16 protein-coding genes are annotated in these 19836 nt (G+C 57.7%); 5 read left to right on the top strand and 11 right to left on the bottom strand.

Features of this window, described 5'->3' with window-relative positions; all coding sequences use genetic code 11:
• Window positions 1-75: 75 nt before the first annotated feature.
• The 5 genes from M4951_RS23865 to M4951_RS23845 form a co-directional block, all read right to left on the bottom strand.
• Window positions 76-1065 carry a glycosyltransferase gene (locus M4951_RS23865; protein ID WP_262024102.1) on the bottom strand — a complete coding sequence of 330 codons (990 nt, stop codon included), beginning with the start codon at window positions 1063-1065 and terminating at the stop codon, window positions 76-78.
• 82 nt (window positions 1066-1147) lie between these two features.
• Window positions 1148-2269: a bifunctional diaminohydroxyphosphoribosylaminopyrimidine deaminase/5-amino-6-(5-phosphoribosylamino)uracil reductase RibD gene (gene ribD / locus M4951_RS23860; protein WP_262024101.1), complete on the bottom strand. Its 1122-nt coding sequence runs from the start codon at window positions 2267-2269 to the stop codon at window positions 1148-1150.
• A gap of 21 nt (window positions 2270-2290) precedes the next feature.
• Window positions 2291-4444, bottom strand: a complete 2154-nt coding sequence (locus M4951_RS23855; RefSeq protein ID WP_262024100.1) for a tetratricopeptide repeat protein — start codon at window positions 4442-4444, stop codon at window positions 2291-2293.
• A gap of 111 nt (window positions 4445-4555) precedes the next feature.
• The gene (gene msrA, locus M4951_RS23850) at window positions 4556-5095 is read right to left on the bottom strand and encodes a peptide-methionine (S)-S-oxide reductase MsrA (protein WP_262024099.1); all 540 of its coding nucleotides are present in this window, start codon (window positions 5093-5095) and stop codon (window positions 4556-4558) included.
• Between the two features lie 242 nt (window positions 5096-5337).
• The gene (locus tag M4951_RS23845) at window positions 5338-5991 is read right to left on the bottom strand and encodes a sugar-binding protein (RefSeq protein ID WP_262024098.1); all 654 of its coding nucleotides are present in this window, start codon (window positions 5989-5991) and stop codon (window positions 5338-5340) included.
• A 236-nt stretch (window positions 5992-6227) separates the two neighbouring features.
• Here M4951_RS23845 and M4951_RS23840 point away from each other — a divergent pair, with 236 nt between their 5' ends.
• Window positions 6228-6782, top strand: coding sequence for a glutathione peroxidase (locus M4951_RS23840; RefSeq protein ID WP_262024097.1), 555 nt, complete (start codon window positions 6228-6230; stop codon window positions 6780-6782).
• A 331-nt stretch (window positions 6783-7113) separates the two neighbouring features.
• Here the strand turns inward: M4951_RS23840 and M4951_RS23835 are convergent, their stop codons facing one another.
• Window positions 7114-7815 carry a response regulator transcription factor gene (locus M4951_RS23835; RefSeq protein ID WP_262024096.1) on the bottom strand — a complete coding sequence of 234 codons (702 nt, stop codon included), beginning with the start codon at window positions 7813-7815 and terminating at the stop codon, window positions 7114-7116.
• Window positions 7816-8157: 342 nt separating this feature from the next.
• Between M4951_RS23835 and M4951_RS23830 the strand changes: the two genes are divergently transcribed.
• Complete coding sequence (locus M4951_RS23830) at window positions 8158-9789, top strand: GGDEF domain-containing protein (RefSeq protein WP_262024095.1); 1632 nt, start codon at window positions 8158-8160, stop codon at window positions 9787-9789.
• A gap of 555 nt (window positions 9790-10344) precedes the next feature.
• Here the strand turns inward: M4951_RS23830 and M4951_RS23825 are convergent.
• Complete coding sequence (locus M4951_RS23825) at window positions 10345-11139, bottom strand: undecaprenyl-diphosphate phosphatase (protein ID WP_262024094.1); 795 nt, start codon at window positions 11137-11139, stop codon at window positions 10345-10347.
• Window positions 11140-11388: 249 nt separating this feature from the next.
• On the opposite strand from M4951_RS23825, the gene M4951_RS23820 reads away from it, so the two are divergent.
• Window positions 11389-14715 (top strand): efflux RND transporter permease subunit, encoded by a 3327-nt coding sequence (locus tag M4951_RS23820; protein WP_262024093.1) that lies wholly within the window; start codon window positions 11389-11391, stop codon window positions 14713-14715.
• Window positions 14716-15757: 1042 nt separating this feature from the next.
• Here M4951_RS23820 and M4951_RS23815 read toward each other — a convergent pair.
• A complete protein-coding gene (locus M4951_RS23815; protein WP_262024092.1) occupies window positions 15758-16666 on the bottom strand; it encodes a FliM/FliN family flagellar motor switch protein in 909 nt (302 codons plus the stop codon).
• 124 nt (window positions 16667-16790) lie between these two features.
• On the opposite strand from M4951_RS23815, the gene M4951_RS23810 reads away from it, so the two are divergent.
• Window positions 16791-17141, top strand: coding sequence for a hypothetical protein (locus tag M4951_RS23810; RefSeq protein WP_262024091.1), 351 nt, complete (start codon window positions 16791-16793; stop codon window positions 17139-17141).
• On the opposite strand, the gene bcp is transcribed toward M4951_RS23810, so the two are convergent.
• On the bottom strand, window positions 17138-17611 hold the full coding sequence (gene bcp, locus M4951_RS23805; RefSeq protein ID WP_002655909.1) for a thioredoxin-dependent thiol peroxidase: 474 nt from the start codon (window positions 17609-17611) through the stop codon (window positions 17138-17140). The genes M4951_RS23810 and bcp overlap by 4 nt on opposite strands.
• 114 nt (window positions 17612-17725) lie before the next feature.
• Window positions 17726-18085, bottom strand: a complete 360-nt coding sequence (locus tag M4951_RS23800; protein WP_262024090.1) for a DUF4870 domain-containing protein — start codon at window positions 18083-18085, stop codon at window positions 17726-17728.
• Window positions 18086-18233: 148 nt separating this feature from the next.
• On the opposite strand from M4951_RS23800, the gene mutY reads away from it, so the two are divergent.
• Window positions 18234-19340: an A/G-specific adenine glycosylase gene (gene mutY, locus M4951_RS23795; protein ID WP_262024089.1), complete on the top strand. Its 1107-nt coding sequence runs from the start codon at window positions 18234-18236 to the stop codon at window positions 19338-19340.
• Between the two features lie 7 nt (window positions 19341-19347).
• On the opposite strand, the gene M4951_RS23790 is transcribed toward mutY, so the two are convergent.
• Window positions 19348-19797: a hypothetical protein gene (locus tag M4951_RS23790; RefSeq protein WP_262024088.1), complete on the bottom strand. Its 450-nt coding sequence runs from the start codon at window positions 19795-19797 to the stop codon at window positions 19348-19350.
• Window positions 19798-19836: the final 39 nt, after the last annotated feature.

The raw sequence follows: 19836 nt of genomic DNA, 5'->3' as shown, positions 1-19836 counted from the left end.
CTCCAGCGCCTTCCAGACTGGCGCTGATGGGCCATTGTGATGGTTTTGCAGTATGGATCCTGCCTTCCCTGGACCTTAGCGTTGGACAAGAATCCCACGCAAGAAACCGACGCCGTAAGTAAAGTGGGCCAGTGGGTAAACTGCGAGTGTTATCAGCGAACGCATGTCACGCGTTGCGCGGCAAACTTGCGCCGTGCTAACGCATACGGCGAGTAAGTAGATCGCGATCACGCTGATATAGCAAAAGATCAGCGGCGACCAGACCAGCGCCGCCAACCAACCCAGCAAGACTCCCATCCAGAACAAACTGACAGCCGGAGCAAACCAGCGAACATGCCCTGTTTTGCGATAGACGTTCGCTTGCCCTCGACCGTACGAATAGAGTTGCTGGGCAAACGCCGCAAAGCTTCCCTCTTGGCGATGTCGCACCACCGGACTCGACGACAATACGATCTTGTAACCCAGCTGATTCAGACGACGATTCAACTCAAAGTCTTCACCAAATCGAAGCGGCAAATAACGTTGTTCGCGTAACACGTCGCCCACATAGATCGCGTTGTAGTTGCCGACACTGTCGACAAAGCGATTGGCCTGCGTGACGAACCCGGCGCTTCCCCCAGAGCCAAGCGTCGTCGCCAGCAAAGCGTTGAGCGTTCGCTCTTTCCAATCGCTTGACTCAATCGGCGACCGAATTCCCCCCACGGCGACAACCGCCGCGTCGGCGGCTCGCTCTGCCTGAAGCGTCCCGACCTGGGCAGCCAACCAATTGTTGGCGACCACGCAATCGGCGTCGGTGAACGCAATGAACTCGCCGAGCGCAACGTCGATGACATTGTTCCGCGCGTTGCCATGACTGCCGACGCCGCGTTCTTCGATCAGACGAATCGACAATTCGGGATGTGCCTGCTGGAACTGCGTGACGACGGCTTGCGTCCCATCGGTCGAATGACCATCGACGATGATCAGCTCCCAGGAGTCCGAGAATTCGAGCAGCGCAACACTCTCCAGCAGGGCACCAATCGCGCCAGCTTCGTTTCGCACAATGATGCCGATGGAGACTTTCAAGGGAGCGCCGTCGACCAGAAAAGTTTCACGGGGAAACCTCGAATCTTACTCAGATACGGGTCGCTTCGCTGGGACCAGTCCGTTATCGTTTCGTGAAATTATTCCCGACCAGCCCGTGCATCAGCACATTGTCACCGAGCGTTTCGATCGAAACGTCGCTCAAGGCCAGCGCTTCACGCATGTCCGACCAACCGTCGCCGCCGATCGGGCTGGGCGCCAAACTGCCGCCGATCAGCTTGGGGGCGATAAACGCGAATACTTCGTCGATTTGCCCGAGCGCCAAGAATTGCCCGAGCAGGCCGGCCCCTCCTTCGACCAGCAGGTTCGTCAGCCGCCGTTGTCCTAGTTCCGCCAGCAGTGCGTCCAACCGCTGACCATGGTCCGTGCCGGCACAGGCCAAAACTTCGCAGCCAGCTTGCTGCAGTGCGGCGCACCGCGCCGGATCGGCGTCTGTTTTCACGGCGACCAGCACTGGAACCTCCTGGGCGGTCTGCACCAACTGATTCGTCAGCGAAAGCGTTGCGTCCCCATCTACCACGACGCGGAGCGGAGTTCGCAAACCGGTCGGCCGAACCGTCAACAGCGGATCGTCCAACTGCGCCGTTCGACTACCAACCACAATCGCGTCCATCCGGCCACGCAATTGATGAACGCGCTCCCGAGCCAGTTCGTTCGAGATCCAGCGGCTATGTCCGGCATGCGTCGCTAGTTTGCCATCCAGCGTCATCGCCCATTTGGCGATCACCCAGGGGCGACCAGTCGCGAGCAATTTGCGATAGGGAGCGTTCAGCCGCTGCGCTTCTGCTTCCAGCAAGCCAACCTGGACCGATATGCCGGCGGCCGTCAGTTGGTCGATTCCGCCGCCATCGACCAGGCCAAACGGGTCTTGATGCGCGATCACCACGCGTGCGACTTTCGCCGCGATCAGCGCGTCGGTGCAGGGGGGAGTCTTGCCGTGATGGCAGCAAGGCTCCAGCGTCACATAGGCGGTGGCGCCGCTGACCGGCTTGTCGCCGCAATTGGCCAGCGCGGCGCGCTCGGCATGCGGACCGCCATACTTGGCGTGATAGCCGCGGCCGATGACCTGATCTTGCTGAACGAGAACGCAACCGACCATCGGATTGGGTTCGGCGGCGCCTTGCCCGAGCGAGGCCAATTGCAGGGCCTCGCGCATGTGTCGCTCGTCATCTGCGGAAAATTGCATTTTGCCTCACCGCATTCGCGGTTAGTCCATGCCGGGCATCCAAAGCTTCGACTTCTGCTCTTCGCCCGCCGGAGCGGCGGCGCCGCTCGGATTATCAGGCGTCCAAACTCCGCCGCCGGCAGCCGGCGCAGGAGCTGGTGCAGGTTGTCCGCCGCCTCCGGGAGGCATGCCGGTCGGACGCCCGTCAGCACCGATAATTCCAAACTGATAAAGCAATTGCATCAAGGGGCGTGCGACTTCGGCCTCATGCATGTGATTTTGCGTCAGGTCGTTCAGCAGCATTTGCGACTCTTGCGATTCGCGGCGTTCGAGCCGCAGCCCCAGTTCCGCCAGCTTCCACATGCCGGGCGATTGACCATCGGCGACGGCCGCAGCTTGCGCTTGCTTCAGGTATCCGATCGCTAGATCCGGATCACCGCAGTTGCGCGCGAGTTGCCCATACAGTTCGCCCTTATCGATCTGGCCAGCCAGCGACTCTCGGCTGAGCAGCGCTTCAGCGAAGATGCGAATCGCGGCGCGCTCGGCCGAGATCACCGAGCGACCGTACGCTTTGACCAGGTTCGTGTCGTCCAACGTCGATGGATCAACGCGATAGAGACGCACGCTTGGCAGCGAATCAATCTCGATCTGCGAACCAACGAGCGGATCAAGCGTCGGCAGTTGCAGCTTGGTGCGGAGTTCGTTGAAATCAAATTGCCATTGTTGCTGCTGTCCGGCGTTTTCCAGCACCAACACGGCGGCGGCCAGCTTCACGCGCATCGCGGCGTCACCGACAGCTTCGCTGGGTGATTTGCCGCCGAGCGAAGGTTGCGGCTGAGCGGTCCAAGACTCGAGCAACGCTTGACGGCGACGCTCGTAGGTCAGCGCTTGTTTTTGCGCGGCGCTGGCCGAATCGGGAAGGCGCCAACTCCAGGTTAGCACCGCTTCTGACATCGGAATCTGTCCCAGCTTCTTTTCTTCGCCGGCGGCGCCAATCGCATCGCCGCAGATTTCGCGAAGCGTAGCGATCGTCGCATCAAACTTGTCGTTCTTCATCGTCGACAATTCGACCCGCGCGTCGCGGTCAGTCTCTTTGCCGTAGACCAACATTTCGCCCAGCACGTTGGGAGCGGTGTCGACGGTCAATCCGTCGGCCGATTCCGGCACCGCGCGATCCAACAGCCAATAGGCGACCTTGGGCGGCGGACTGTCGCCATCGGCCAATTGCGAGACGTCGACCGGCAGTACGTTGGCGCGATCATCGACTCGCAACTTCTCTAAGACCACTTCCAGATCTTGGACCGGGAAGGGAACTGTCACCATGTCGTATTGCGGACCGGGGTCGTCTGACAACAACTGGGCGAGCGATTCCGCTTCGACCGCTGCTTCAAAATCGCTTCGTTCGGCGGCGGCGGCGTAGGAATGCAAGTAGCCGATCGCCGCTTCGTTGTAGCCCAAGGTCGCCGACAACACGGCCAGGTTTTCCAAGAGCGCCGTATTACGAGGCGCGGTCGCTTTCAATTGCTCGAACTGGCTAACCGCTTTTCGCCAGCGACCGGCGCCAGCTTCGACCAGGGCCGCTTCAAACTCGTCCTTCTTCGGAAAATCGCTGGGACACTCGGCCAACGTCGGGTCGGTCTTCAGCAGCGAAGGGAGTTCGCGCGATGAGTTGATTCGCATCAACAACTGCATCGCCATGTCATCTTCTTCGGGGGCGATACTGCTTTGCAGCATCAGATGTGCGCGAGCCGCCGGGATCTTGCTATCCATCAACAGCCCTTGACCGACGGCGCCTAGCGCTTCGTAAACGGTAAAGTGCAGCTGTTGCGGCGACAGCTCCAGCGCCGTCTGCAGCTCTTCGACTGCTTCGGTCGGTTTGCCGCTCGCGGATAGATGGGACGCGTAGAGCGCGTGTGCCGCCGGATTGTCGGGGTGCTTGTCAAGGAACTCGCTGATCGCTGCAGCAATCTTTCCTTCTTCGCCGATCTGCATTTGCAAAATCGTGCGATAGAAGAGCGGAACCGAGTGATCCGGGTATCGCTCCAACAATTTCTGCACAACGTCCAACGCGGCGACACGCTGCTCGCCAGCCAACATCCGCTCGATCTTCTCTAGATCGGGAATCATCTCGGGGCAGTAGAATTTGATTTTCTTATTCGTTCCGCAGGGGGAATTCGAATAGGGATCAATCGACATGACGACTCCGCGTATGGGTCTGGTCTCGTTCATCCGGCGCTCAAAGCGACGATCTAAACCCGAAATGCTAACACACCTTACGCCCTCTGGCGAGGAGCGAATTGGCCGGCGCTAGGCGCCCCCCTCTTTCAGTTTCGCCGCGAATTTTCGGCGAAATTTGTCGACTTTAGGGGCAATTACCGCCGCGCAATAAGACTGGCTGGGGTGACTGTCAAAATAGTTCTGGTGATAGTTTTCGGCCGCAAAATAGTTGGTAAGCGGGGAAATCTCGGTCACGATCGGCGACGAGTAGGCTTTGGCCGCATCCAGCTGCTTTAAAAACTGCTCCGCCGCGTCTTTTTGCGCGGCGTCATGAGAGAAGATGACCGAGCGGTATTGCGTCCCGACGTCGGCGCCTTGGCGGTTGAGCGTGGTCGGGTCGTGCGTCTGAAAAAAGATCTCCAGCAGCGATTCATAGTCAATTACGGCCGGGTCGTATTCGATCCGAATCACTTCAGCATGCCCTGTCGTTCCGCGGCAAACGGCCTCGTACGTTGGGTTGTCGGTCTGTCCGCCCGAGTAGCCGGGTTCGACATGCGTCACCCCGTCGAGCCGCTGAAAAATCGCCTCGGTACACCAAAAACAACCGCCGCCGAAGGTCGCTTCCGCCATAGGATCTGTGCTCGTGTTGAATGCCGGTCAAAATCGTTGAATCACTCCTCTATTTATAGCGCGCCGCGACGCAAGAGAAGTTGGTGCGACGAAAAGTCGCCGCCCACGAGGGAAGCGAAACCGAGACTGCGCCCTCTCGAAGAACCGCCTGCCGTCACTAGCCGAGGAGCAAAATCGGCCGCTGGACACATTTGGGAAAGATGAGACTCCTTGCCCTTGGGCGCCTATTTTCCGCTTTGCTCCTAGTCGCGAACCAGTTCGCAGACGCCCCAAGTGCTGGGATCTTCGTCAAAGGGAAACTGGTTGCCGACGCTAAAGTTCTGCCAACCCAGTTCGCGGTCCATGACGGCGTAGTAGAAACCGACCCGATCATATTCGCTCGGATCGTATCCAGTCAGCGCCGTGGCCGGCACGCAGAATTCGAGAAAGTATCCATCCGCTTTCATCTGACTGCGGATCCGCAGTTCGCCGGGGCGAATCGGCTTGGCGTTTTCTCGCGCTCGATTGATCAGCAACTGATCGGCCGCCGGCTCGCGCAGCGAGTGCCCCCCGCCGGTTGGTAAGAAAACATACCGATGGCAGAATTTGGTGGCTCGGTGGACGTTGTTGGTGGCCCGAGTATCGAGCCAGATCTGCACTCCGTCACTTTCGACGGCGCGGCTTTCCCGGCACCAGGCGGCCTGACGTTTGCCGGTAACATTGACCGAAAAGGCGATTCCGCGCTCGTTCCAGGCGGCGCGAATATCGGCAAATTGCCGGCGTCCCTCTAAATGTCCGAACGACTGCAGGCGATATTCTTCCCCAAATGCGAGCGGCTTATCGCTCCAAATCTTCGCGCGATAGCGGAGCGGCACCGAAAAATGGAACAGAAAGGGGGGAGATAGGACGGCGGACATGCGATTCGGTCGTTAGTCGGTGAAATGCGAAACCTTGGTTCTACCGGCCATCGGCCTGCGCGAGAACACCCCCAAAGGCGGAGTAGGGGGCGCGAAAACTTGTAACCCCTATTTGCCCGGGTAGAATCAGAAGGATTGCGAGCCGATGCGGCTGGCGCCTGCCTGGTATCAAATCACCCCTTTGTCGCCGACGCTCGTTCTGCAAGCGTGCGGCCATTCCTTTGGAGGAAATTGCGATGATGCGAGTATTGTTTAGCGGCGGAGTCTTTGCCGCGGTCTTCGCGTTAGCTTCGTTCGCTTCGGCGGCGGATACGTTGCTCGAAGGCGAGATCAAATCGCTCAGCGGCGAAAAAGTCGATCTATCCAAGTACAAGGGCAAAGTCCTGCTGGTTGTGAACGTCGCCAGCAAGTGCGGCAAGACCCCGCAGTACAAACCGCTGCAAGCGCTGTACGAAAAGTATCATGACGAAGGGTTGGAAGTGGTCGGTTTCCCCTGCAATCAATTTGGCGGCCAGGAACCAGGCACCGCGCTGGAAATTCAGGAATTCTGCACTGACAAATACAACGTCTCGTTCGACATGATGGAAAAAATCAACGTCAACGGACCTGAGACGGCCGCCGTCTACAAAAAGCTGAAAAGCTTTCAGCAAGATCCAGGCGACGTGAAATGGAACTTTGAAAAGTTCCTGATCAATCGCGATGGCGAAGTAGTCGCAAGATTCCGCACGAAGATCGAACCCGATTCTCCGGAAGTAGTCCAAGCGATCGAATCGCAACTCAAAAAGGACTAAGCTCCTCTCTCATTGGATCAACCGGCGACGTCGCGTTGAAACAATGGCGCCCGCCAACCAACAACGGTCGCTTTGCGATAATCGCAAAGCGACTTTTTTTCGCGTTGGGTCGCAAGAAAAAAAGAAACCGCGTCGTCAGCAGGTTCGACGCGGTTTCGCTCGGATGAAGGGGCAGCACACCCGAGATGTAAGTGATTTAGGGTATGAAACGGCTATCCGCAACTATTGTCGTAGCAATTGCCCTATTTTGCGGGCAAAAAAACGCGGATTTTTAGCGCATGGGCGGCTAGCGACCAATAAACCGGCTTCTACGGTTTCGCAAGTGCGCTTTTTAGGCGCCGTACTGATGAATCAGTTCTGGATGAGACAAACCTTCGTTCACCGAAAAGATCAGCAACTCATTGAGCGAACGGAGCGCGAGCTTCTCTTTCAAATCGCCCACCTCTTTGTTGACCGTCCGTTCACTCAGATCGAGCGCTTCGGCGATTTCCAATTGCGTCTTTCCGGCCGCCAGTTCGCGTAAGACTGAAATCTCGCGATGCGTCAGCGTGGCGATCCGCGACATGGGGTGTCCTGCTTCGAGTTCGATCAATCGATTGGCTAGTTCCGGCGAGAAGTAGGAGTTGCCGGCGGCGACGTGTCGAATCGCCAACGCGACGTTGCGGATCGATTCGGTATGTTTTGAAACGATGCCGGCCGCTCCGCTGGCGATGCATCGATCGAGATACTGGTCGCGTGGAAAACCAGTGTAGTAAAGAACCTGGCAAGCTCCGTCGAGCGCTGTTTGGATTTCGCGGCAAGCGAGAAAGGGATCGCCGCCAGGCATGTGGATGTCCATCAAGACGACATCGGGCCGCTTCTGACATACGAGCGCAACGCCAGCCTGGGCGTGTCCCGTTTGTCCAATCACTTCAATCTCTTCGTCCAACTCCAACACGCGTCCTACGCAACGCATGATGGCCTCATCGTCATCGACCAACACGACGCGTGGTCCACGTACGTGAGGTCCTTTTTTTACTTCATCCGATTTCATGTTCTGCCCCCCAGCATCTGCCAAAAACGTCTACCCCAAATCACACAACGCCAGGCGACTGGAATCGCGCAACTAAAAAAAAGTAGGTTGTAATAATCACCCCCGAGAACGAATTGCGGTGATTCGCAAGCAGATCTCGAATGAACGCGACTTTCCGGTTGTGCCGAATACGTCAGATGCGCGGAACAACACCGAAGTTCGCCGCCCAAACGACGGTTAATATCGATTTCCCAGTAGGTGCAAATTGACTGTCGCCCGGCATGAACTAAATAAAGGGTGTCACCATTGCGTCCCCGTGAGACGCGGTTGGCGCCCTCGCCTGTTATGCACTCGGAAGATCGCATGAGCGTCTTTTTTATCGACATTCTCTTGAGCATCGGTTGCACGGCCATTGGTATGCTGTGCGGCTGGTTTCTGTTTGGCAATCAACCGCTTTCGCCGCTGAAGCTGCTGGCCAACTCGATCGACATGCTCGTCAACTATCTGCGTGAAAAAAAGCCAGCGACCTCGCTTGCAACTTCAGCGAGCGTCAAACAAGCCGAAGTCGAGAGACCAGAAGCGGACGGAGACCGCGCCGCCAACATTACCCAAAAAGAGCTGGAGCGCTTACTAGAGCAGGTCCACGAACTGACCGAGTCGGTTCGCAGCGACGTCGGCGAACATACCGATCGCATGGCCAGGATCAACGAAGGTCTCGCGTCACGCTCAACGGACGCCAACTCGGTGACCGGCGCCATCTCGCAGTTGATCGACGCCAACAAGTCGCTGGGCGATCGGTTGAATCAAGCCGAAATGCGGCTGCTGCAACAATCCCAAATCATCCAATCGCAAACGGTCGAAGCGCGGACCGATGCGTTGACCTCGCTTCCTAACCGCCGCGTCTTTGATCACGAGATGTCGCGCCGCCTGCAGGAATTTCAAAAGTCGCGGCGTCCTACTTCGCTGATGATGCTCGACATCGACCATTTCAAAAAATTCAACGACACCTACGGCCACATGGCGGGGGACGAAGTCCTGAAGAGCGCCGCACGCACGTTGGAACGAGTCGCATCGACCATCGGCGGCGCCGCGATTCGCTTTGGCGGAGAAGAATTTGCCGTCATTTTGCCGGGCTCCAATATTTTCGATTCGCAGATCGCCGCCGCTCGCGTAGTTCGCGCCGTCGCTTCGATGGAAATCGTCTTTGAAGGGAAGTTGCTGCAGGTCACCACTAGTTGCGGCGTAGCCGAAGTAAATCGCACCGACGACGAAGCGAACTTGATCAAACGAGCTGACTCGGCTTTGTACGCCGCGAAGAACGCCGGCCGCAATCGCGCCTATTGGAACGACGGTGAAAAGTCGCGTCCGGTCTTGAGCGAGTCACAGCGGACCGAGGAGCCTGTCGGCGAAACTCCCGCGGCCGAAGAAAAACGGATCACGGTTTCCAGCGGCGACGAATTCCGTGGCGACATTCACCGCCGTTTAAACCAATTCAAACGAGACTCGCTGCCGATTTCATTGATTGTGTTGGCAGTCGATCGATACGAAGATTTTGTCAGCAACAACAGCAAGGGAATCATCAAAGCGTTTAACGATACGCTAGAACGAATGCTAATCGCCGCAATGCGAGACATGGATCATGTCGGCCGCATCGCCGACGGACGCTACGGCATCCTCCTACCGTCCGCAAGCATCAATCGCGCTGCTGCGGTTTCGGATCGTCTGCGAAAAGCGGTCGAACGTTTCAAGATTCGCAAGGACGACGACATTCGCCAATTTTCGATCGCATGCGGCGTGACCGAAGCGTTGCAAGGAGACGGCTTGGATCATATTTTCCTGCGTGCCGAAGCGGCCCTGGGCAAAGCGATCGAAGTAGGAGGCAACCGCGTCGCATTGTGCGGCAGCGAAATGGAAATCGACTCGCCTGTTTTGATTCGCACTTCGTCGGGATCGACGGACCGTAGTGAACCAGGCCCGACGGCGACCTCGCGTTAAGCAAGTTCACGGCTTGCTCTCAAGAGGACGCTAGCGAGCGCCGCGCCATGCCGGTGCGACTTCTTTTATTCTTGAGCAGAAATCGCACTTGACCCGATTTCTGCGATGGCATATCTTGCCGCCTCACGACGCGAGTCACCGCCAGAAAGTGTTCTTTGGAACCGCTTCGGCAGTGATTCGCCACGCTTGAAATGAGAGAGTCCAGCACCGGAATTCTATCCTGTAGTTTTCTGCGGACCGCAAATCAAACTGCCTGCACGGATGCGGACGGTGAAATTTGAAATCGGCTCGATGCGTGAAACTTGTGAACTAAAGACCCGCGACTCGGCCGCGTCAAGGATGACGCCGGCCAAGTAGCATCCAATCGCTCCCGGAAGAGCAACGGATCCTAAGCCCCCCTGGGATACCGAGACTTTCCGGGGGCCTTTTTTTTGCGCTGTCAGCGACTCTCACTTCCTGACGGCAGCGATACCAGCTTGATCACTGGTCCAGCGCGGTTGCGGTTCTCTCAAACGCTTTCGGCTTCAACCACAAGCAAGAACATCCGCTATCGCGCTAGCGCGTCGCCAGATAGATCAGCATGCCGCCGCCAGCCAAGAAGCACCACCACGCGAAGTAGTGCAACCGCTTCTTCTCGAGGACGCGGACCAACACGCCGATCGAAGCGTAACCAACCACCGCGGCGATCAATGCGCCTCCTAGCAGCCACGAGATTGACAACTGCGGACCACCGTCGGTCTCGCGCACACGCTGGAGGATCTCCCAAGTCGATGCTCCCAGGATTGCCGGCAACGCCAGCAAAAACGAAAACGTCGCCGCTTGCTGCGGCTTCAATTCGGTTTTCAATCCGGCGGCGATCGTGGCGCCGCTGCGCGAGACGCCAGGCAAGATGGCGACCGCTTGGGCGACGCCGATCCCCCATGCCCGCAACCAGGAGAGTTTACGGTAATCCGCGTCACCCCCGGTTTGCCGACCTGTCCACAGTAACAACACTCCGGTCGCTAGCAGACAAACCGCCGCGACCAGTGGACTTTGCAGCCAATGGTCCAAATCGGTAGCTTTCAGAACGAGGGCCGCGGCGACCGCCGGAATGGTCCCCAGCACCAAAAGTCCGATCACACGGCGATCTTCGGTCAAGAGCCGCAAGATTTCGCGCCAGTAATAGGCGACGATTGATGCAAACGTCCCCAAGTGGAGAAAAATGTTCAATTCGACCACGTCCAATTGCTCCGCCGTAGCGCCCAACAGGGTCGCCAGGATAACGACATGCCCGGAAGAGCTGATCGGCAAGAATTCGGCGACCCCTTGAACGACCGCCAAAGCGACAATTTGCCAAAATGAAGGATGCATCAGTACTGGCCGAGGTGGGGTTAGGAAGGATAGGAAAACATAGCATCCTCCCAATAGCGGGGAAGGGATCTGTACGCTAGCGCTTGGCATTTACGCACTTCCCTCGAAACATTAGTCTGGAAGCTTAGATAGTGGTGGGAACTTGCGCATCTTTTTAGTTAGATGTGCTGTTAGTGCGTTGATCGTTACGATCGTCGCGAACCATAACTGCCCCGCACCACCGCATCGAACCACTTGGCGCTGATGTCCATGCAAGAACGCCGTCCTACTTTTTTCCAACGTTACTCTCTGCTCATCTTGATGGCGGTCTTTTTCTTGGTGCCGTTCTCGCTCCGCGGTGCGCGGTTGTCGTTGGAACGGATGAAGAATGACGTCAAAGATTGGCTGCCGAGCGACTTCACCGAAACCAAAGATCTCAACTGGTTTCGCGAACACTTCCTCGGCGAACAATTCGTCCTGGTCAGTTGGGAAGGCTGCACCCCCGACGATCAGCGTTTGCAGTTGTTGGCCAAAAAATTGGTCCCTTCGGCGCCGACCGACGGCGAGAAGAGATTTGGCGCCGATGTCGCCGGTCATGGTGATGACTTCGCCGGCGATCGCTATGGTCTCTACCTGACCGGTAATCTCTATGAGAACTGGGGAGGCCAAGAGGAGAAGTGGCTGAAGGGGACCGGCGAAAAGTGGTACTACATTCTGCCCAACGGTGAAATCCAAAGCTGGAACGGCGGCAGCACCATGCTGGGCGCCGCCTATCGCACCATGGAGCGTCTCTTCACCGGCACGAACGAACTCTCCGGCGAATACGCCGCAACCGTGGATACCGAATATTACAAGCGCCCCGCGACGCTTCAGGCTCACCTCTTTAAATCCGTCGTGACCGGTCCGCAGGTTTTGGCGCAACTGGCCGATCCCGGCGGGTCGCTCTTGCGTGATCCAGATGCGGCCGACGCGGCCGATCTGGACGAAGCCAACCGCATCGCGCACGAGCGTTTGCAAGGCGTGCTGTTTGGTCCTGATGGCCAACAGACCTGCTTGATTGCAACCCTCAGCGAAGCCGGCAAAGTCGACTTGCGCCGCACGCTCGGTCGCGGCTTCATGGGACGTCCGCTGGGACGGATGCGTCAACTCTGCATCGAAGCTGGAATTCCGCAGGATGAGCTGCATCTCGGCGGCCCTCCGGTCGATAATGTCGCGATCGACGAAGAAGGGGAGATCACCCTGGCGCGATTGGTGCTATTCGCCGTGGCCGTCGGAGTCGGCTTGTCGTACCTTTGCTTGCGCAGCATCAAACTGACGATCATGGTCTTCTTCGTCGGCGGCGTCGCCGCGATTACCAGCATGTCGCTCGTCTATTGGTGCGGCAGTTGGCCCGACGCCGTGTTGATGTCGATGCCGGCGGTCGTATACGTGCTGGGACTCGCCGGTGCGATCCATATTATCAATTACTACAAAGACGCGGTCGAAGAAGATGGAATCGACGGCGCTCCCGAATTGGCCGTCTCCCACGGCTGGTATCCCTGCTTGATCGCCGCGCTGACCACCGCGGTCGGCCTTGGCTCGCTGGCGACCAGTAACATCGCTCCGATCAAAAAATTCGGCATCTTCTCCGCCATGGGCGTTTTAGCGACGCTGGCGCTGCTCTTCACCTACTTACCGGCGGCGCTGCAGCAATGGCCCCCCAAAGCCAAAAAGTCGAAAGACGGAAGCCTGCAATCGAAGTCGCCGTTGTCGGTCTGGATGGAAAACTTCGCGCTGCGTGTCGCGGACTTCATCATCCTGCGCAGCACGGTCGTCGCGACCATCTGCTTTGTGGCCTTCATCATCTTCGGCTTTGGATTGACGTACATCAAAACGTCGGTGCAGTTGCTCAAGATGTTTGACGCCAATTCTGAAATCATCAAAGACTACGGATGGCTCGAGCAAAAAATTGGCAAGCTCGTGCCGATGGAACTCGTCATTCGCGTCGAGCCCCAACTGATGGGATCGATTGGGACCGACGAGCCGCGCGATCCCGCAGCGGCCGAACAAGAAAAGTTCCAATATACGTTTCTAGAACGAATGGAGATGGCTCGGCGCGTGCAGAACGCGGTCGAAGACGTTCTCGGTCCGCAAGGACGGGATCTTGTCGGCAACGGCATGAGCGTCGCCACGTTCGCGCCGGTCTTGCCGGAGTCTGGCGGTACGACGCGCGATTTCGCCATTCGCGGCGCCTACAATCGTCGCCTGGAAGAACACCGCGACGAATTCCTAAAAACTGACTATCTGCGTCAAGAAGACGAATCAGGCGCCGAACTGTGGCGCGTCAGTCTTCGCTTAGGCGCACTGCAAAACATCGAGTACGGGCGATTTGTCACCGACCTGAAAGAGATCGCCGAACCGGTCATCGCCGCCTATCGCAAGCGGGACGAGATCTTACGGACGATCGACAAAGCGAACGATAACGAAGGATTTGTAACCGAAAGAGTCACCATCCTCGGCCCCAATTTTATGGTCTACGATCAACAAGCCGACGCCAAAGCGGCTGGGGAAGTCGTGGAGCACAAGCTGGATCCGCAGAAGATCTTCGCGACGACCCTCCGCGACCTGCTGGTCAACGCGCGTTTGAACGTCAACTATTTTGACCCGATCGGCGACGCCGAACATCCCGACGGCAACTCCCAGGCGCGCCTGGACGCTTTGATGAAGCGCGATCAGTACTTTGTGGTGGTCGCAGACTCGGATAAATACGATCTGGACAAGATCAAAGCGGCCGGCAAGACGATCATCGATGCGACGAATTATCAATACAGTCCCAGCGTGTCGCAGTTGTCGGTAACCGATCCCGACTTGCCCGAGCTGACGGTTATCTATACCGGCGTCGTTCCGGTCGTCTACAAAGCGGCTCGCACGCTGTTGTCGAGCCTGGTGGAAAGCACGCTGTGGGCCTTTGCGTTAATCGCGATCGTCATGTCGTTCGTGCTGAAGAGCATCCGAGCCGGCATCGTGTCGATGTTGCCGAACGTCTTCCCCGTGGTGCTGATCTTCGGCTTCATGGGTCTGGCCGGAATTGAAGTCGACATCGGCACCATGATGACCGCCAGCGTCGCGATGGGCGTCGCGGTCGACGATACGATCCACTTCCTCACCTGGTTCCGCTGGGGCCTGGATAAAGGTTTGAATCGCAGCGATGCGATCCGCGAAGCTTATCGCCGTTGCGCCGTCGCCATGATGCAGACCACCATCATCGGCGGTCTAGGCTTGGCGGTCTTCGCCGTCAGTTCGTTCACGCCGACGCAACGCTTTGGTTACCTGATGGTCTCGCTCTTGGCGGCGGCCCTGGTCGGCGACCTGGTCTTCCTGCCATCCCTGTTGGCAGGTCCGCTAGGCGCGATGTTCCGCCCTGACAAGAAAACCCATCTGGGACACGATCCTCAGGGAACTTCAGAAGACCCGCCGCAAGATGGCGATGATGATCTCGACTCGCCGAGCGTCATTCCGGTCGCAATGCATCGCGGCGAAAGCGGACAAAACGAAAACGGGCACAGCGACCCCAAAAAACGATCCGATTCGCACTATCGCAGCGGCAAGAGCGGATAGAACACCGGCGGCGCAGGAAAACTCCGTTCGGATCTCTCCATCCTGGCAAACGCAAATTGTCAAAGAGCAAACGTCCCTGCCAGGCGAGCATCACGTCGCCGGTAGGATCGGATCGGACCGGACTGCCATCAAAATTTTCGGTCATCTTTCCCAGATCGCTTGGGCGTGAATCTAGGTAATCTGAACGATCCATCGGACGCCAACTTTTGGGCGCCTTCGCCAAGCTCTCGCCGCAGACAGGACAGGACCGGACTGCAGCGCATTTTTTTGGGGGGACGAGTGGACTGCTCCGTTTTTTTCATTGCCCAAGCGGGCATTCGAGGAATATCCTGCCACTATCCCCACTTCCAACGCCATTAACGGTAATTCTTGATTCCTTCGACATGCGGGCAGCTCCATCCTCGTGACTAGTTTCACAATGTGGACTGGACCGCAGCGCGTTTTTTTTCTGGCGGTTGCGTGGATTGGACAGGACTGGACGAGGGCAAAAATCTTCGCCCGTCTCTCTCAAACTCTCCATTTGTTAATCTGCGCAATTTGGAAGCCGGTTCCCGAAGCTGGGACTGGACCTTTGGACCGGACCGCAAATGTGTGGTCAGAGTCCCACGGTCCCATCGATCTGCGCGTCAGGAATCGCGCGTACGGCGATCGCCAGCGCCACCCGCACTGTGAATGTTTTTAGATCCCGCTGATCGGCTCCGCGTGCTGACAAGCGGTTCGTTGGAGAGCCGGATGCGCCCTTGTGGGAATTTCGCCGACCAAGAATCGACCACGCATCCGTGCGCTTTGTCAATCGACAAGTTCGCTGGAGAGCAAGGTCCGGTTGGCCGCGATAGCTCCGCTATCGGGGCCGACGAAGTCGGTAAGAGGCATCGCTCCGCCCTGCGCCGAAAATCGGCTGTTTACCATGCCTTTTGAAGTGGCCAACGCGCCATGAACGGCGTGCCTGGTCTTGATGCCTCTTACGGCTGCGCCGCCCCGATAGCGGAGCTATCGCGGCCAACCCCGCCGCTTCAATACATCGGGTTACGAAGAAGTGACGCTACCGGACGCGGCGTTTGCCTTTGATCGAGATAAAGCGTTCTTCCGGCAGCAGGACGTTGGTGACTCGCATGCCGAACTTGTCGCCGATCTTCACCGCTTCTCCTTGCGCGATGCGATGTTCTCCCGCTTCCAAGTCGATCGATTCTTCGCATGACTTGTCAAACTGAATGATCGAGCCGATCCCGAGCTCGGTAATCTCACGGACGCGCATCTTTTTTGACGCCAGCGTCACGTGCACTTCGATGGCGATCTTCAACAAGCTTTTCGCGTAGTGCGGCAAGTTGCGCTGGTCGACTGGTCCCGTTCGCGGCGGCGGCGTTATCGGCGGAGGAGTTGGCGCCGGTTTTTCTTCGACGGCCAAGTTGGGATCGTTTTTCGGCGTGTCGGTCGGTTGTTGCGGAGCGGCGGTCGACTTGAAGATTGCGTCGGCTTGCGGCGCCGGCCAAACCAACAGCGCTTCGCCGGATCCGTTTTCGCCGCTCAGCGGCAAACTGACGCAGGCCGCCGCATCGGTGCAGCCTGCTTTTTTCAAGCCGGCGCGGATGTTCTCGATGCGTCCTGCTTTGAAATCGAGCGGCATGAACTCTTCCGGCAGCAGCAGCATCCCCAGCTCTTGCGCCAAGGTCGCCAACTTGCTTTCACCAGTCGCATCCGGTTCGGCGTACCAGTCAGGCAACAGCCCGCTGCTAGCAGGAATCAGCACGATCGCCGCTTCTAGATCGACTTTCAAGACGATCGCCAGGCCGGCGTCTTCCGGGGCTACGGCGGCGGAATAGGCGCCAGCTTCTCCGACGGCCAACGTCATCGGATTGCCGAGCGCGCGGCTCAGCGCTTCGCTCGCTTCATCCTTGCCGACTTCGCACGCAGCGAGCACTTCGTCTTTGAGCTTTGCGGTAAAATCTGCCATGCGTTCGATCGATCTGGAGCGGCGTGGTAAAACAACGGCACGTCTTCATTTCATCGGCACGCCGGCCGCCAAACTTTACCCAGCCCGCAAAGTCGGCATAATCCGCTAGCAGTGGAGCAGGCGCGTGGAAGACTCTCCCTGGGAAAAATCAGAGGCCGTCAGCCAGCCCTCGGACGTTCCGCGATCACGATATCAATTCAGCTTGTGGCAGATCCTGGTGCTGACCTTGCTGGTCAGCGTGATCGCGGCCTGGGCGCGGCTCATTCGAGAGCAGCTGATCTGGTTCTACGTGCTCTACTTTAGCGCGCTGGCCGCGTATGCGGTTCTGCGAATCCCGCGTGTCACCAGCCAACTGCTGCGAGCGCGGCGAGCGGCCGCCAAGAACAAGTCCGATGTGATCGCATTTGCCGAAGATGCTCGCCGCCGCAAACGGGCTGACGAGCAAGACAGAGAGCAGGAAAGCAGCGGCGCCTAGCCGAGCGCGTCGAGCGCCTCAAGCACTTTCGCGTCGTGTCCGTCAACCTGGACGCGTTTCCAGACTTTGGCGACCTTACCGGTCCCGTCAATCAAAAACGTGCTGCGCTGAATTCCCATCGAGACTTTGCCGTACATGTTCTTCTCGCGCCACGCGCCGTACTTCTCGGCCACTTTGTGGTCGATGTCGGCCAACAGCGGAAAATTAAGCTGGAACTTGTCGCGGAACTTCACGTGGCTCTCGACGCCGTCGGGGCTGACGCCAAAGACCTTGGCGCCGCGCTTGGTCAATTCTTTTTTCTGATCGCGGAAGGCGCACGCCTCTTTGGTGCAGCCCGGCGTATCATCCTTCGGATAGAAATAAAGGACGACCGGCGAGCCGACCAGATCGGCCAGTTTGACCTTCGTCCCGTCGTCGGCTGTCAACGTAAACGCGGGGGCTTTTTTTCCTTCTTCAATCCAATCCGCCATCGCTTTATTCTCCCTGGGTGCATGTCGAATCATCGCTATTGATTATCGTAGCGGTGACTCGCAGCTTGCACACCCTGGTGCGAGAGCGAAATATTGCGCGCGGCGATCCCCCGATTAAAAGAAGCGAATGCAGAGGGGATATTCGTACCAGACCCCTTCATTCGCTTTGACCGCGGCGATGATCGGCGCAACGATGGCGAACGCGGCCAACAGGATCGCCAAGACGATGCCTACGCCAAATAGACAGGTCAAGATCCCACATGGGACCGCATAAATGAGGACCGAGAGCTGAAAATTGATCGACTCGCGGCCATGATGGTCAATAAATTGCGACTCGTCCTTCTTGATCAGCCACATCGTCAGCGGCGCCAGAACGTTCACGAGCGGAATGGGAACCACATAGCCAGAGAACACGAGCAAATGACATAGCATCGCCAGGGTGCGTTGCTCAGAAGTGGGAGTTTCGACTTCCATTGCGACTCTTTGAGGAAAAGTTGGTCGTCCGGTTCGGTGATTCGTCGCCGGCCCTAAAATCTTGGAGGAAAAATTGCACTGATTTCCGCTATACTTTACCGGCTAACCCCCTCGCCAATCAAAACCGCCCGATTTTGTCGCGCTTCGCATGGATGCTCTCGCTTCTTCTCGCCCCACGATGCCCAACGCCGCCTGGCTGCGGAAGTTCCAGCGGCAGATCCTCGCCTGGTACGGCGGCGCGGCTCGTGATCTTCCCTGGCGCGCCAATCGCGATCCCTACCGCGTCTGGATCAGCGAGATCATGCTCCAGCAAACCCAGGTCGCCACGGTGCGGGCCTATTTCCAGCGGTTCATCGCTGCGTTTCCCACGGTCACCGATCTAGCCGCAGCGGACGAAGCGGATGTGCTGCGACTGTGGGAAGGGCTCGGCTATTATCGCCGGGCTCGGCAACTGCATGCCGCCGCCCAAGTGATCGCCGACGAGCATCAGGGAAAATTTCCCCGTGAGTTTGACGCGATTCTCGCATTGCCAGGCATTGGGCGTTACACGGCCGGCGCGATTTGTTCGATCGCCTATAACCAGTCGGCGCCGATCTTAGAAGCGAACACGATTCGTCTCCACGCGCGGCTGCTCGCTTATCGCGAAGATCCGACCAAAACCGCCGGACAGCGACTGCTGTGGCAATTCGCCGAACATATTTTGCCCCCGCACGATGTCAGCAGTTTTAACCAGGCGCTGATGGAACTGGGAAGCGAAATCTGCACTCCCCGCAATCCGCAGTGCGAAGCCTGTCCAGTCGCGATGCTCTGCCAGGCGAAGCGCGAGAACGCCGTCACCGAAATTCCGGTCCCCAAAAAGAAGATGCAGTACGAAGATCGGACCGAAGTCGCGATCGTCGTGCGTCGCAAAAAAGAAGTCCTGCTGCGCCAATGCGGACCCGACGAACGTTGGGCCGGGCTATGGGACTTTCCTCGCTTTCACGTCGCCAGCGAAGCGGAACTGCTCAGCGGCCAACTGGCGACGCAACTGGAAGAGCGCACCGGTCTCTCCGCCGCAATCGGTTCTCGCCTGACGACCATCAAGCATGGCGTCACCAAGTACCGGATCACGCTTCACTGTCACGAAGCGGAAGGGTTGAGCGGACGACTTCGAAAAGACGCGACCGCCCCCCTGGTCTGGGCGGCGGTCGACAAGCTGGCTGACTTTGCGCTGAGCACGACCGGGCGAAAGATTGCGCGGCTGTTGGCGAAGTGACGGCTGGCTACTCTAGGTCGATCTGAAAGACGTTATCTCCTTCCTTCACTTCGTATTCCAGTCCGCTGGTAGAGAGTTGGCGATACTTGAAGGCGAATTCGTTCCCTTTTTTTTGCGTCTTTGGACCAGCCGAATTTTCGAGCAACTCTTCCGCAGAGGGTTCGTCTTCCACTCCTAGTTGCGACTCTGGGGGTTGAATCATAACCCGATAAACGCCGATCGGTATGTTACCGTCGTTGAACGAATCAATCGCGAAATTACCTCTCTCATCCGTTCCACCGTAGGCAGCCGTCCCACTTTGCACATGAAGAAATACTATCTGCGTGTCTGGCGATAAGGTCTTCCCCTTATTCGTCAATACTCCGTTGATTCGTCCGGTCGGCCCGATGTCATTTTGATTTCCGCATCCTAGCGTTGCGATAGCGATCAACAGAATAGCGAAGCTTTTGCAATTCATACAAATCGTCATCCGAAAATAGATATGAAACGACTGGAC

Origin of the sequence: Blastopirellula sp. J2-11 (genome assembly GCF_024584705.1) — a bacterium.
GTDB lineage: Bacteria > Planctomycetota > Planctomycetia > Pirellulales > Pirellulaceae > Blastopirellula.
The sequence above is the reverse complement of the archived record's forward strand: the minus strand, read 5'-3'. Positions and strand labels throughout refer to the sequence as shown.

What these genes read in the sequence shown, in the direction of transcription:
- M4951_RS23830 (WP_262024095.1), top strand. Translation starts at nt 8,158, where the DNA reads ATGAGCGTCTTTTTTATCGACATTCTCTTGAGCATCGGTTGCACGGCC.
- bcp (WP_002655909.1), bottom strand. Translation starts at nt 17,611, where the DNA reads ATGGCGGATTGGATTGAAGAAGGAAAAAAAGCCCCCGCGTTTACGTTG.
- msrA (WP_262024099.1), bottom strand. Translation starts at nt 5,095, where the DNA reads ATGGCGGAAGCGACCTTCGGCGGCGGTTGTTTTTGGTGTACCGAGGCG.
- M4951_RS23800 (WP_262024090.1), bottom strand. Translation starts at nt 18,085, where the DNA reads ATGGAAGTCGAAACTCCCACTTCTGAGCAACGCACCCTGGCGATGCTA.
- M4951_RS23825 (WP_262024094.1), bottom strand. Translation starts at nt 11,139, where the DNA reads ATGCATCCTTCATTTTGGCAAATTGTCGCTTTGGCGGTCGTTCAAGGG.
- ribD (WP_262024101.1), bottom strand. Translation starts at nt 2,269, where the DNA reads ATGCAATTTTCCGCAGATGACGAGCGACACATGCGCGAGGCCCTGCAA.
- M4951_RS23820 (WP_262024093.1), top strand. Translation starts at nt 11,389, where the DNA reads ATGCAAGAACGCCGTCCTACTTTTTTCCAACGTTACTCTCTGCTCATC.
- M4951_RS23815 (WP_262024092.1), bottom strand. Translation starts at nt 16,666, where the DNA reads ATGGCAGATTTTACCGCAAAGCTCAAAGACGAAGTGCTCGCTGCGTGC.
- M4951_RS23845 (WP_262024098.1), bottom strand. Translation starts at nt 5,991, where the DNA reads ATGTCCGCCGTCCTATCTCCCCCCTTTCTGTTCCATTTTTCGGTGCCG.
- M4951_RS23855 (WP_262024100.1), bottom strand. Translation starts at nt 4,444, where the DNA reads ATGTCGATTGATCCCTATTCGAATTCCCCCTGCGGAACGAATAAGAAA.
- mutY (WP_262024089.1), top strand. Translation starts at nt 18,234, where the DNA reads ATGGATGCTCTCGCTTCTTCTCGCCCCACGATGCCCAACGCCGCCTGG.
- M4951_RS23840 (WP_262024097.1), top strand. Translation starts at nt 6,228, where the DNA reads ATGATGCGAGTATTGTTTAGCGGCGGAGTCTTTGCCGCGGTCTTCGCG.
- M4951_RS23835 (WP_262024096.1), bottom strand. Translation starts at nt 7,815, where the DNA reads ATGAAATCGGATGAAGTAAAAAAAGGACCTCACGTACGTGGACCACGC.
- M4951_RS23790 (WP_262024088.1), bottom strand. Translation starts at nt 19,797, where the DNA reads ATGAATTGCAAAAGCTTCGCTATTCTGTTGATCGCTATCGCAACGCTA.